Annotated in this window: 10 protein-coding genes, 1 tRNA gene and 1 pseudogene; 7 read left to right on the top strand and 5 right to left on the bottom strand. The window is 68.9% G+C overall.

Going from position 1 to position 12,548, the window contains the following annotated elements:
- The first annotated feature begins 106 nt into the window (after window positions 1–106).
- The 3 genes from CXQ97_RS11760 to CXQ97_RS11750 all read left to right on the top strand — a co-directional run bounded on the left by CXQ97_RS11760 (window position 107) and on the right by CXQ97_RS11750 (window position 2,707).
- A complete protein-coding gene (locus CXQ97_RS11760) occupies window positions 107–658 on the top strand; it encodes a hypothetical protein (RefSeq protein ID WP_104181044.1) in 552 nt (183 codons plus the stop codon).
- Complete coding sequence (locus CXQ97_RS11755) at window positions 655–2,025, top strand: FAD-binding oxidoreductase (RefSeq protein WP_104181043.1); 1,371 nt, start codon at window positions 655–657, stop codon at window positions 2,023–2,025. The genes CXQ97_RS11760 and CXQ97_RS11755 overlap by 4 nt, the downstream gene beginning before the upstream one ends.
- A 103-nt stretch (window positions 2,026–2,128) precedes the next feature.
- Window positions 2,129–2,707: a DUF4190 domain-containing protein gene (locus tag CXQ97_RS11750; RefSeq protein ID WP_104181042.1), complete on the top strand. Its 579-nt coding sequence runs from the start codon at window positions 2,129–2,131 to the stop codon at window positions 2,705–2,707.
- Between the two features lie 56 nt (window positions 2,708–2,763).
- Here CXQ97_RS11750 and CXQ97_RS11745 read toward each other — a convergent pair whose 3' ends face one another.
- The 4 genes from CXQ97_RS11745 to CXQ97_RS11730 form a co-directional block, all read right to left on the bottom strand.
- Window positions 2,764–4,128, bottom strand: a complete 1,365-nt coding sequence (locus tag CXQ97_RS11745; RefSeq protein ID WP_104181041.1) for a DUF4032 domain-containing protein — start codon at window positions 4,126–4,128, stop codon at window positions 2,764–2,766.
- Between the two features lie 145 nt (window positions 4,129–4,273).
- On the bottom strand, window positions 4,274–5,362 hold the full coding sequence (locus tag CXQ97_RS11740) for an ABC transporter ATP-binding protein (protein WP_104181040.1): 1,089 nt from the start codon (window positions 5,360–5,362) through the stop codon (window positions 4,274–4,276).
- 132 nt (window positions 5,363–5,494) lie between these two features.
- Window positions 5,495–6,274, bottom strand: a complete 780-nt coding sequence (gene otsB / locus CXQ97_RS11735; RefSeq protein WP_104181039.1) for a trehalose-phosphatase — start codon at window positions 6,272–6,274, stop codon at window positions 5,495–5,497.
- Window positions 6,264–7,667 carry a trehalose-6-phosphate synthase gene (locus tag CXQ97_RS11730; RefSeq protein ID WP_258062517.1) on the bottom strand — a complete coding sequence of 468 codons (1,404 nt, stop codon included), beginning with the start codon at window positions 7,665–7,667 and terminating at the stop codon, window positions 6,264–6,266. The genes otsB and CXQ97_RS11730 overlap by 11 nt, the downstream gene beginning before the upstream one ends.
- A 314-nt stretch (window positions 7,668–7,981) precedes the next feature.
- Between CXQ97_RS11730 and CXQ97_RS11725 the strand changes: the two genes are divergently transcribed.
- A tRNA-Thr gene (locus CXQ97_RS11725) sits at window positions 7,982–8,055 on the top strand.
- A 159-nt stretch (window positions 8,056–8,214) separates the two neighbouring features.
- Window positions 8,215–9,249 (top strand): annotated as a pseudogene (locus tag CXQ97_RS20355) (acetamidase/formamidase family protein); the annotation flags it as partial.
- Window positions 9,250–9,653: 404 nt separating this feature from the next.
- Here the strand turns inward: CXQ97_RS20355 and rsgA are convergent.
- Window positions 9,654–10,703: a ribosome small subunit-dependent GTPase A gene (gene rsgA, locus CXQ97_RS11715; RefSeq protein ID WP_258062513.1), complete on the bottom strand. Its 1,050-nt coding sequence runs from the start codon at window positions 10,701–10,703 to the stop codon at window positions 9,654–9,656.
- A 216-nt stretch (window positions 10,704–10,919) separates the two neighbouring features.
- On the opposite strand from rsgA, the gene CXQ97_RS11710 reads away from it, so the two are divergent.
- Window positions 10,920–11,354, top strand: coding sequence for a tRNA-dihydrouridine synthase (locus CXQ97_RS11710; RefSeq protein WP_258062512.1), 435 nt, complete (start codon window positions 10,920–10,922; stop codon window positions 11,352–11,354).
- Between the two features lies 1 nt (window position 11,355).
- Window positions 11,356–12,543, top strand: a complete 1,188-nt coding sequence (locus tag CXQ97_RS11705; RefSeq protein ID WP_104181036.1) for a glutathionylspermidine synthase family protein — start codon at window positions 11,356–11,358, stop codon at window positions 12,541–12,543.
- The last annotated feature ends 5 nt before the right edge of the window (window positions 12,544–12,548 follow it).

The following is a 12,548-nucleotide window of genomic DNA, read 5'->3' as shown; positions in this document are numbered from 1 at the left end:
AGAGTAGGACACCGCCGGACAACCATTACAGGCAAGAGGCCCCACCACCGGTGGGGCCTCTTCCCCGTTAACCACCCCACCCACCCACCACCGGTAGGGTCGATGCATGAGTAGCCTGTTCTCCCATCCTTCCGCCGCCGACGTCCCGGAGGTGCGGTCGGAGCTGACCGCCGTCGTGACGGCGCCCGCGCCCGTCGACCATGCCTGGGCCGGGTTGACGGAGCATCTCCACCTCTGGTGGCCCGCCGATGAGCTCAGCCGCTGGGGTGCTGACAGTTTCTTCGATCTCGAGGACAACGCACTGGTGGAGACATCGGCCGACGAGGACGAGAACGTCTGGGGCGAGGTGACGGACAGCCGGGCCGGTCAATGGCTCGAACTGCGATGGAGACACCTCGGATCCGCCTCCACAACGATGGTGCGGCTGACGATGACCAGAACGGGTGCAGCGTCCACGGGCCGGGGAGAGGCCCGGGGTGAGGTAGTCCCCGGACCGGGCGGAGACCGGGACGACGCCGACGAGGGTCGTACCGGCACGACCCTCGCGCTCGTCCACAGTGGGTGGTCGACCGTCGATCCGCAGGACCTCTACGAGTTCTACCGGGACTTCTGGCCGGACGCGCTGGCCCGCTACCGGCGCTTCATGGGCGGGTCATGATCGACGGTGCAGCCCTGGAAGAGCTGGTCGCAGCGCTTCCGGGGAGCGTGTCGACGACTCCCGAGGACCTGACGCAGTACTCGCGCGACCAGGGGCCGGTCCTGCAGGCAGCGCTGCCCGTAGCCGTCGTCCGTGCACGATCCGTCGAGGACGTCCGGACGCTCCTGCGATGGGCGACGCGTCACGTCGTGCCGATCGTGAGTCGGGGTGCGGGGTCCGGCGTCTCCGGTGGCGCGCATGCGACCACGGGCAGTGTCGTCCTGTCCCTCGAACTGATGGACCGCATCGTCGAGATCAACGCCGATGACGAGACGGCCGTCGTCGAGCCCGGCGTGATCAACGCCGACCTCAATACCGCCGTCGCGCCCTACGGCCTCATGTACGCCCCGGATCCTGCGAGCTACCGGTGGTCCACGCTGGGCGGCAACGTCGCCACCAATGCGGGCGGGCTCCGCTGCGCGAAGTACGGGGTGACCCGCGACTCCGTGCTCGCCCTCGATGTCGTGCTCGCCGACGGCACCCTCATCTCCACCGGCCACAGGACCTTCAAGGGGGTAGCCGGCTACGACCTCACGGCACTGATGACCGGCTCCGAGGGCACACTCGGTGTGATCGTCGGCATCACGGTGCGTCTGCGCTACCTCCCCCGTTCCGTCCATACGCTCGCTGCCTTCTTCGACGATTTCCCGCGGGCGGCCGCGGGCGTCCTCGCCATCGGGCGGGCACGCGTGCAGCCGGCCATCCTCGAACTCCTCGACGGAAGGACGCTCGAAGCGCTCGATGGCGCCCACGGCTCGGACCTCCGTCGTCGCGGAGGCTCGCTGCTCCTCGTACAGACCGATGGGTACGGGGCCGGGGCGGAGGCGGAGGCGATCCGGGGGGTGCTCGTGGAACTCGGTGCCATCGTCGACGAGGAGGGGTCGGAGGAAGCGGAACGGCTCGTCGACCTGAGGCGTCACAGCAGGGGCGACGAGGTCGACGACCTGTACAGGGTGGGGGAGGACGTCGCGGTCCCGAGGTCCCGGCTGGTGTCCTACGTGGCTGCCCTGGAGGATATGGCGCGCCGCCACGAGGTCAGGCTGAAGGTCGTGGCCCACGCGGGTGACGGCAATCTCCACCCGACCTTCTGGGTCGAGCGGAGCGAGGGAGCGCAGGCACAGGAACGTCTGGAGAAGGCGCTGGACGAATCGGTGCGGTGTGCGCTCGATCTCGGCGGGACCATCACCGGTGAGCACGGCGTGGGTCAGTACAAGCGTCGGTGGCTCGCCTGGGAGCAGTCCCCGGAGGTCCTCGGGTTGCAGGGCCGGATCAGGGAGGTCTTCGACCCGTTGAACATCCTCAATCCAGGGAAGGCGATCGTCTCCTGATCGTTGCGCTGCCACTCCGGATACCCGCTGTCGCCCAGTGATACTGTTCAGGAAATCGTCGGAAAAACTCTCCGTCACTTCCACGACTTCCTTTGGGGGCACCATGACCGACAACAATCCGGAATCGCAGGGCAACACGCCCTACGGTCAACAGAACCAGCCGCAGCACGGCCAGAGCCATCCGCAGTACGGCCAGAGCCATCCGCAGTACGGCCAGAGCCATCCGCAGTACGGCCAGAGCCATCCGCAGTACGGCCAGAGCCAGCCGCAGTACGGCGAACAGGGCACCCCCTACGGCCAGGGACAATCACCCTACGGCCAGCAGGCACAGTACGGCTCCGGGGCGGGCTACCCGGGGCAGCAGGGCTACCCGGGCCAGCCTGCGGAGAACCCGGGCAGGACGCTCGGAATCGTCGGCTTCATCCTTGCCATCCTGATCGCCCCGGTGGGCCTGGTCATCAGCATCATCGCGTTCGTGCAGTCCCGGAAGGCGAGGATGGGCAACGGTTTCGCCCTCGCCGGCATCATCATCGGTGCGCTGTTCACGATCCTCGGGGCGATCCTGTTCGCCGTCATCGGCAGTTTCGCCGCGGATCTGACCCAGCAGGTCATCCAGGCGTGCGAAGGACTTCCGACGGGAACGCCGGTCACCGTGCAGGGCAACACGATCGAGTGCCCGTAACGCGACACACGGAACGGACCGGTAGCCCATGGCTGCCGGTCCTTTCCGCGTGACCGCTAGTTGTCGCCGTACTCCGAGTCCTCGTCGATGCCGATCGTCCTGGCATCGGCCGTCAGCATGATCGCGGCCTCGTCGCGCCGGTGCCGCAGCTCGTCGTCGAGGTAGGACTGCACCGCCTCCGCCAGCGGGACGTTCCTGTCCTCACGCTCGGACATGTACCACCGGTGCTCCAGCACCTCGTGGACCACCTGGGCCGGCTCCAGCTTCCCGCCCAATTCGCGGGGAACGGCCCGTACGATCGGCTCGAAGACCTCGTTCACCCAGAGATGGGCGCTGAACTCCTCGTCGAGCTCCGGATTGCTGTCGGCCCTGTAGGCGTCCATGTCGTTCAGGAGACGCCGGGCCTGGTTCTCCTGGGCATCGAGTCCGGTCAGCCGCAGGAGGCGGCGGCTGTGGTGTCCGGCGTCCACGACCTTGGGCTGCAACTGGATCTGGGTGCCGTTCGCGGCCGACCTGATCGCGTACTCCTCGACGTCGAATCCGAGTTCGTTGAGGCGCCGGATACGCGCACCCACCCGCCACCGCTCGCCGAGCTCGAAGGACTCCTGTTCCGTGAGCTCCGTCCAGAGGCGGCGGTAGCTGTCCATGATCAGCTCGCTCGTGGCGAGGGGATCCACCTTCTCCTCGATGAGCCCGCCCTCGGCGAGATCCATCAGTTCGCCCGCGATGTTCACCCGGGCGATCTCGAGGTCGTACTCCCGCTGCCCGGTGGAGAGCTCCGGATACAGTTCGCCCGTCTCGGCGTCGACCAGGTAGGCGGCGAACGACCCGGCATCGCGCCGGAACAGCGTGTTCGAGAGCGAGACGTCGCCCCAGTAGAACCCGATGAGGTGCAGGCGGACGAGGAGCAGCGCCTGTGCGTCGATGAGCCGTGTCAGCGTGTCCCGCCGGAGGGTCTGCGAGAACAGGGCGCGGTAGGGCAGGGAGAACTTGAGGTGACGCGTCACGAGGACGGGATCGAGGGCCTCGCCCTCCGGGGTGGTGCGGCCGGAGATGACGGCGACGGGTTCGACGCACGGCACGTCGAGGCGCTGGAGCTTCCGTAGCATGTGGTACTCGTGGCGGGCGATGTGCTCGCCGGTCTCCTTGACGGCAATCACGGAGCCGCCGAGGTGGGCGAAGCGTACGATGTGCCGGGAGATGCCGCGGGGGAGAGCCGCGAGGGCGCTGGCCGGCCATTGTTCCAGGGCGATGTGCCAGGGGAGGTCGAGGAGTTCAGGGTCCGTGGCCGCTGCCGTGATGTTCAGCGATCCCAGGGAGTCCGGACTGGCGGACGACGCGGGCTTGAGCCGCGGCAGCTTCCCGGTCTGGGCGTAGTCCGTCGGCTCGTCATGCCACTGGGCGTTCGAAGTCTCTGTCATGGTGCTGCCTTCGCGGTCGGGCGGGAAAGGGGATCCTGATCAAGCCTAGTTGCCGTTAAACGAGGCGGTGGCGTCCTCCGGGCTCCCGAGGGAACCCGGCGGAGCCACCGCCGTCGTCGTACGTGGTGCGCAGTACGCGCAGAAGCTAGACCGTCTCGGCCAGGCGGAGCCCGTTCGTGGTGTCGAACAGGTGCACGTGGCCCTGCTCGGGGCGCACGTAGACGCTGTCGCCCTTCATCGGCGGGCGTCGCCCGTCGACGCGGACGACCATGTCGTGGTCCTTGCCGTCCAGCGTGGTGTGGCCGTAGATGTAGGCGTCGGCGCCGAGTTCCTCGACGACGTCGACCTCGACCTGCAGGCCCTCACCGGGATTGCTGAGGACGAGGTCCTCGGGGCGGACGCCGAGCGTGACAGTGTTGCCGGCGGCGGCATTCAGGATGTCGCTGCGGACGGGGTAGGTGATGCCGCCGAAGACGACGCCGCCGTCGGTCACGGGCAGTTCCAGGAGGTTCATCGCGGGGGAGCCGATGAAGCCCGCCACGAAGACGTTCTTCGGGCGCTCGTAGAGGTTGCGCGGGGTGTCGACCTGCTGGAGGATGCCGTCCTTGAGCACCGCGACGCGATCGCCCATGGTCATGGCCTCGACCTGGTCGTGCGTGACGTAGACGGTGGTGACACCGAGGCGGCGCGTGAGCGAGGCGATCTGGGTGCGGGTCTGCACGCGCAGCTTCGCATCCAGGTTGGAGAGGGGCTCATCCATGAGGAACACCTGCGGGTTCCGCACGATCGCGCGGCCCATCGCGACACGCTGACGCTGGCCACCGGAGAGGGCCTTCGGCTTGCGGTCCAGGTAGTCCTCGAGGTCGAGGAGCTTCGCGGCCTCACGGACGCGCTCGGCGCGCTCCTCCTTGGAGACGCCGGCGATCTTGAGCGCGAAGCCCATGTTGTCGGCGACCGACATGTGCGGGTAGAGAGCGTAGTTCTGGAAGACCATCGCGATGTCGCGATCCTTCGGCGGGACATCCGTGACATCCCGGTCGCCGATGAGGATGCGTCCGGAGTTGACGTCCTCGAGGCCGGCGAGCATGCGCAGGGAGGTGGACTTTCCGCAACCTGAGGGTCCGACGAGGACGAGGAATTCGCCGTCGGCGATGTCGATGTTGAGCTTGTCGACAGCGGGCTTCTCGGTGCCCGGGTACAGGCGCGTGGCCTGGTCAAACGTTACCGTTGCCATGGTTTTGATTCCTTTTCACGGGCAGGTACGTGCCCGACGATCCGTAGTGAATGGAAAATATTCAGTTGTGGTGCGCGGTCGGCCAGCAGTACCGGTGGCTCGGGCCCACGTTTTCGTAGTATGACACGTTCCCTAGCCGCGTGCACCCGCTTCCCGCAGGTCGACGAGCGCCTGCAGCACGTCCGCGAAGTCCTCGGGCGTGGCGACGGTGAACGGAGCGGCCGTCTCGCCGGGGCCGATCCTGATGCCGACGTCGGCCGGTCCCAGGGTGCGGTGCGCGTCCTCATCGGTGACGTCGTCGCCCGCGAAGAGGACTCCCGTCGCGCCCGTCGCCTCCCGGAGCAGGGCCAGTCCCTGCCCCTTGTCCGCCTTGACGACCGCGATCTCGAGCACGCGCTTGCCGTCGGTGATACTGAGGTCACCCAGCCGCTGCAGTTCCGTCCGTGCTGCGGTGACGGCCGCCGCGGCGACGTCGTCTGCGGCGGTCCTGGTATGGAGGACGACGCCGGCCGGCTTGAACTCGATGCGTGTCCCCTCGTGGGCGGCGACGGTCCGCTCCACGACACCGACGGCACGGGCCAGCAGCTCCTCCTGGCCGGTCGTGAGGGTGAGGGGCGCTCGGTCCGGCCCGGTCCAGGTCTCCGCCCCGTGGCTGCCGATCAGCATGGTCCGTGCGGGAGGGTCGGCGACGGCCCGCAGGCTGTCGAGGGCGCGCCCGGAGATCAGCGCCGTCGTCGTCCCGGGCAGGCCGGCCAGTGCGCGGAGGGCTTGGGCCGACGCGGGCAGCGCCCGTGCGTCCTCGGCCCGCTCGACGAGCGGGGCGAGCGTCCCGTCGAAGTCGACCGCCACGAGCAGGTGCGGCGTCGACGCCAGGCGGCGGAGGGCGGCGGCGAGTCCCGCGTCACTCGCCACTGTCGTGGCTTCCCGACTGGAGGGCGCTGAGGAAGGCCTGCGACCAGCGTTCGACGTCGTTCTGGACCACCTGCCGCCGCATGAGCCGCATCCGTCGCATGGCCTCCGTCTTCGGCATGTTGATGGCGGACACGATCGCGGCCTTGAGGCCGTCGATGTCGTGCGGGTTCACGAGGATGGCCTGCCGGAGGGTGTCGGCGGCGCCGGCGAACTCGCTCAGCACGAGCATGCCCGTGTTGCCGGTGCGGGCCGCGACGTATTCCTTGGCCACGAGGTTCATGCCGTCACGCAGCGCCGTCACGAGCATCACGTCGGCCGCGAGATAGAGCGCCACCATCTCCTCGACCGGGTAGCTGTGGTGGAGGTAGCGGATGGCGGTGTTCTTCATGGTGTCGTGGGTGCCGTTGATGCGGCCCACGGCGCCCTCGATGTCCTCGCGAAGGAGGCGGTACTGTTCCACGCGCTCGCGGCTCGGGCTGGCCACCTGGATGAGGGCGGCGTCCTCGACCGTGATGGCACCGTCCTCGAGCAGCTCACCGTAGGCCTTCAGCCGGTGACCGATGCCCTTGGTGTAGTCGAGGCGGTCGACGCCGAGCAGGATGTGCTGCGGATCGCCCAGCTCCCGACGGATCTCCTTCGAGCGTTCGATGACGTCCGGACGGTGCGCCAGCTCCGTGATGGACGCGGTGTCGATCGAGATCGGGAACGCCTCGGCCCGTGAGACGTAGGCGGGGATCCCGTCGTCGCCGGCCGGCACGTGCACCTGCTGGGACTTGATGGTGTGCCCCTTGAACCGGCGCACGCAGCGGAGGAAGTTGCTCGCGTCGCTCGGTCGCTGGAAGCCGATGAGGTCCGCACCGAGGAGTCCTTCGATGACCTGGCGGCGCCAGGGGAGCTGCGCGTAGATCTCGAGCGGCGGGAAGGGGATGTGGTTGAAGAAGCCGATCTTCAGGTCCGGGCGGGCCTGCCGCAGCATCTTGGGAACGAGCTGCAGCTGATAGTCCTGCACCCAGACCGTCGCGCCCTCGGCCGCGACGGTCGCCGTGGCCGCCGCGAACCGCTCGTTGACCTTCCGGTAGGAGTCCCACCAGGTGCGGTGGAACTCCGGGGACGCGATGACGTCGTGGTAGAGGGGCCACAGGGTGGCGTTCGAGAAGCCCTCGTAGTAGAGCTCCACCTCCTCCGCGCTGAGGGGCACGGGCACGAGGCGCATGGTCGCTTCGTCGAAGGGTTCGAGGGTCTCATCCGGAGCGCCGTGCCAGCCGACCCAGGCGCCGTCGGCCTTCGCCATCACGGGCGCCAGCGCCGTCACGAGGCCGCCCGGGGAGCGCCGCCACGAACTCTCGCCGTGCTCGTCGACGACCCGGTCGACGGCGAGCCGGTTGGACACCACGATGAAGTCGTAGTCGCCGAACTGCCCCTCGGCTGCGGTGGGCGGTGTGACGCCGGGTGTGGTCGAAGGTTGTGGTGCGCTCAAAACTGGCTCCATCGCAGTAGTTTGGTCTCACCATCGACTCTATCGGTTCGTGCCGCCCGCGGTCCGGAGTCCTGCGCGGGTGGAGTTCCCGGGACCGGCCCCCGCCGTTGCCCGGGCGTTCCGCGGCTGATTTCCCGCGGTGCCGGCGCTGGGCTACCCTTAACGAGCGCTCGGCGTCCCCTCCCGTCACCGGTCAGGGAGCGACGGCGCCTGTCGGCTCCGGCCGGCTCGCCTCCTTAGCTCAGTTGGCCAGAGCACCGCTCTTGTAAAGCGGGGGTCGTCGGTTCGAATCCGACAGGGGGCTCCGACGAGCCGGCGCACCTCGCCACCCTCCCGGCACCGCCCCGATGGTCCGGGGCCGCGATCGCCGCTGTCCGCCCGGTCCCTCGGGGACTCGTGGCCGAAATACCCACGAAACGAGCACTGGCTACGGTCTGCTCAACAACGTGGGGAGGAGACCATCATGAGTGACAGTTTCGGTAGGGAAGCGGCGGAGACCCTTGCCGGCGGTCTCGGCCGGCGTCGGTTCATGGGAGTCGTGGCGGCTCTCGGGACACTGACGGCGACCGGGTGCACCAGTGCGCAGTCGGCGGCCACGGGTGCCCCCGGGACGGAATCGGCGGGAACCCCCTCGGCGGGAGCAGCGGGCACCGCGGGGAGCATGTCCTCGACAGGGAGCTCCGGTGAGATCCTCCAACCGAACAGCGGCACCATCCGGGGCGACGCGTACCTGGCATCGACCCCGGAGGACGTCCTGTGGGGCTACGTACCCACCGTCCATGCTGCCCCGGTCCTGTCCATCCGCTCGGGACAGACCGTCACGATCGACGCCCTGTCCCACGAGGGCATCCTCGAGGATCAGGGACGGGACCCACTCGAATACTTCGGGACACTCGGCGTGCCTGAGAGCAGCATCCTCGAGGACGCGGTGAGCATCGCCGCCGGGTACGACCGGACCCCGCGGGACTTCGACACCGACGGGCCGCACATCGTGACCGGACCGGTGTCGGTCGAAGGCGCCGAGCCGGGGGACGTACTGAAGATCGAGACGCTCGAAGCTGTCCCGCGGGTTCCCTACGGCGTCGTGTCCAGCAGGCACGGCAAGGGCGGCCTCGCCGTGCAGCCCGAGGCCCAGCCACCGGCAGGCATCACCCTCGAGGAAGTGATGCCACCCGTGGCGACCGACAACAGGTCCTCGGGGATCCCCTCGGACTACGGGAACGTCTCCGTCTTCACAGCCATCCAGGACGGCAAGGGCGTGATGACCAGCGGCGAGATGAAGGTCAGGTTCCCGCTGCGGCCCTTCTTCGGGATGATGGGTGTTGCCTTCGCCGACGCCGACGGCCTCACCTCACCCGAGGCCAACTCCGTGCCGCCCACGCTCGGCGGCGGCAACATCGACATCCGGCATCTCGGCAGCGGGTCGGCCTTCTACCTGCCGGTGAACGCCGACGGGGCCCTGTTCTACGTCGGCGACCCGCACATGGGCATGGGCGACGGCGAAGTAGCGCTGACCGCGATGGAAGGCTCCCTGCGCGGCACGTTCCGGCTCACGGTGTGCAAGCCCGGATCCGGGGACGCCCCTTCCGTCTCCTACAAGTACCCTTCGGCGAGACGACGGACGCGTGGATCCCGATCGGGCTGTCCGACCCCGACGGTCTCGCGGGCGGAGGAGTCAGCGGGGACCTCGGCGTCGCCATGCGACGGGCCATCATCAATGCCCTGGACTTCCTCCAGCACGACCGGGGCATGGACCGGGCCGTCGCCTACGCCTACCTCTCCGCTGCAGCGGACTTCGCGGTGTCCCAGGTGGTCGATCGGACGGTCGGCGTCCATGGGCTCATCAGCAAGGCCGACTTCGCCTAGTGCGACGACGGCGGCGCGGCGTCCTGGTCACCGCCATCAGGGTGCTTCCCTGAAACGATTCCTGTGGTCCTTCGCCAGGACCGCGTCCCGCGCCACGCGCTGGAACGATCGCGCGTGGCGCCGCTGTCCGGCGGCGTCCTGCCTCCGGTGCAGGCTCGCGAGCTCGCGTTCCATCTTCCGGTAGCTCAGCCACCGCCGTTCCTCCAGCGTGCCCGCCACGAGAGCTGCCTGCACGGCGCAGCCCGGCTCGCGGTCGTGGGCGCAGTCGCGGAACCGGCAGTCGTCGAACAGCTCCTCGACGTCGCCGAAGACCTCGGACAGGCCGGCCTCCGCGTCCCACAGGGCGAAGCCGCGCAGCCCCGGGGTGTCCATCACCACCGAACCGTCACCGAGTGGCACCAGCTCGCGCGCCGTCGTCGTATGCCTGCCCCTGCCGTCCCCGGCCCGGACCTCGCCGGTGCCCTGCCGGTGATCGCCCACGAGGGCGTTGATCAGGCTCGACTTGCCGGCGCCGGAGGGGCCGAGCAGGGCGAGGGTCTGCCCCGTGCCGATCCTTCCGCGGAGGTCCTCGAGGCCGTCGAGGTCTTCGGCCGACGTCGTGAACACCTCCACCCCGCGGGCACGCTGGACGGTCTCGGCGACGACGCCGTCGAACCGGGTACTGAGATCGGCCTTCGTCAGGATGACGAGCGGGATGGAGCCCGAATCCCAGGCCGCGACGAGGGTCCGTTCGAGCCGGTTGGCCGACAGCGGCCGGTCGAGGGGGACGACGACACCCAGCAGATCGATGTTGGCACCGAGAGCCTGTGCCTCGGACAGCGGGTCGTACGCGCGCTTGCGCTGGAGCAGGGACGACCGGGGCAGGCATCCGAGCACAGTGCCGCCGGGCCCGATCGCTGCCCAGTCACCGGTGACGAGCGGCATCCCGTCGTCGAGGTGGACGATGCCGCGACGCGACGCGACGAGGAGGCGGCCACGGTCCGCTCGGATGACGCGGGCCGGTTCCGCGAGGGGCGGGCCGGGGAAGTGGAAGGAGAAGAGACCGCCGATGCGGTCGGTGAATCCGTACTGCTCGAGAGTGTTCAATGTGGGTCCTCCGGGGAGGCCTCCCACGGCGCGTCAGGGCGCGGAAGCGGGGGAGGCGGGGTTCATGGGGGCGGCGCACAGCACAACGACACTGACCTTCATGACTCCACCTCCTCATGCGTCATCCGGCTCGGGTGGCCGGAGGACACACATACTAATCACGTAGGGGACGGGCTGACCAGACCGGGGTGGCGTGTGGCATGCGAAAATCGGGGTATGGAATCCAACTCCAGCGCAGTCCGTCCCGGGGTGCCCGCACCCGGGGCGGAGCACAGCCGCCGCGCCCGCCGCAGCTCCGGCGTCGCCCTCGGCGTGACCGCACTGCTGGCGAGCGCCCTGCTCACCGGGTGCTCGCCCGACGGCGAGGTGATCGACGCCGACTACGCCAAGGTGTGCCAGAACCGGACCACCGAGGAACGGGCCGAGGACGACCGCTGCAGCGAGCAGGGCGCGTCCTCCGGACTGTACGGCTGGTACTTCCTCGCGATGGGAGCGGGCAGAAGGAGCATCCCCGCCGTCGGCGCGGGCCTCTCCGGCGGTACGACGTCCGTTCCGTCCGGCGCGACCTCGCGGGCGGGATTCAGCCCCGACGGGGCGTCATCGGTGTCCCGGGGCGGGTTCGGCAGCAGCAACAGCGGAACGGGCGGCTGACATGAGGCGACGGCCGTCTCCCCGCCGGCCGGACTGGAGGGAGAAGATCGAGAGCGTGGGCCTCATCTACTCCACGACCATCAAGCCCGACGGCGACGCGATCGAGTACTGGCACGAGGACGCCTACTACGAATTCGAGATGGACGAGGTGGAGGCCCTCGAGGCGGTCACCGAGGACCTGCACCGGATGTCCATCGAGGCCGCGCGTTACCTCGCCACGGGAGCGATGGGCACCCTCGGCATCAGCGCCGCAGCCATGAAGCTCGCCGCCGGGTCCCTGGCCCGCAGCGAGCCCGCCGTCTACGGCCGCTTCGATTTCGCCTACGACGGCGTGAATCCGCCCAAGATGCTCGAGTACAACGCCGACACCCCGACCGGCCTCGTCGAAGCATCCATCGCCCAGTGGTACTGGCTGCAGGACGTCAAGCCCGAGAACGACCAGTGGAACGGCATCCATGAGGCCCTCGTCGCGGCATGGGACAAGCAGCGAGGCGGCCTCGAAGGTCCCCGGCTGCATGTCGCCCACACCGAGGTCGAGAAGTCCGGCGAGGACTGGATGACGGCTGCCTACATGCGCGACGTCGCCTCACAGGCCGGCTGGGAGACCGTCGGCATCAACATGGGCGACATCGGCTGGGATGCCCGTCAGCACCGCTTCGTGGACCTCGACAACAAGGCTGTCAGCACCATCTTCAAGCTCTACCCGTGGGAGCTGATGATGAAGGAGGAGTTCGGGCAGAAGATCCTCGACTGGCCCGTGATGACCCGGTGGGTCGAGCCGGCCTGGAAGATGTTCCTGTCGAACAAGGCGCTCCTGGCCGCCCTCTGGCACCTCTACCCGGACCACCCGAACCTGCTGCCCGCCTATCTCCACGGGCCCAACGGCATGGAGGAGTGGGTCGCGAAGCCACTGCATGGCCGCGAAGGTGACAACATCCGCATCCACGCCGAGGGCGTCGAGATCGAGCAGCTCGGTGACTACGGCGCCGAAGGCTGGTGCTACCAGGCGTGGAGCCCGCTGCCCGACTTCGACGGTAACCGGCCCGTCCTCGGGTGCTGGGTCGTGGACGGCGAGAGCGTCGGGGTGGGCATCCGGGAGTCGGACGGACACATCACCGACTACTTCTGCCGTTTCGTCCCCAACATCATCAACGCCCCCGCTCCCGCTGCGGGGCCGGCCACCGGGTAGCCGGC

This window comes from Arthrobacter sp. B0490, assembly GCF_002929355.1.
In the GTDB taxonomy this organism is placed as follows: Bacteria; Actinomycetota; Actinomycetes; order Actinomycetales; family Micrococcaceae; genus Arthrobacter_D.
The sequence above is the reverse complement of the archived record's forward strand: the minus strand, read 5'-3'. Positions and strand labels throughout refer to the sequence as shown.

What these genes read in the sequence shown, in the direction of transcription:
- CXQ97_RS11745 (WP_104181041.1), bottom strand. Translation starts at nt 4,128, where the DNA reads ATGACAGAGACTTCGAACGCCCAGTGGCATGACGAGCCGACGGACTAC.
- CXQ97_RS11760 (WP_104181044.1), top strand. Translation starts at nt 107, where the DNA reads ATGAGTAGCCTGTTCTCCCATCCTTCCGCCGCCGACGTCCCGGAGGTG.
- CXQ97_RS11740 (WP_104181040.1), bottom strand. Translation starts at nt 5,362, where the DNA reads ATGGCAACGGTAACGTTTGACCAGGCCACGCGCCTGTACCCGGGCACC.
- CXQ97_RS11750 (WP_104181042.1), top strand. Translation starts at nt 2,129, where the DNA reads ATGACCGACAACAATCCGGAATCGCAGGGCAACACGCCCTACGGTCAA.
- CXQ97_RS11755 (WP_104181043.1), top strand. Translation starts at nt 655, where the DNA reads ATGATCGACGGTGCAGCCCTGGAAGAGCTGGTCGCAGCGCTTCCGGGG.
- CXQ97_RS11705 (WP_104181036.1), top strand. Translation starts at nt 11,356, where the DNA reads ATGAGGCGACGGCCGTCTCCCCGCCGGCCGGACTGGAGGGAGAAGATC.
- CXQ97_RS11710 (WP_258062512.1), top strand. Translation starts at nt 10,920, where the DNA reads ATGGAATCCAACTCCAGCGCAGTCCGTCCCGGGGTGCCCGCACCCGGG.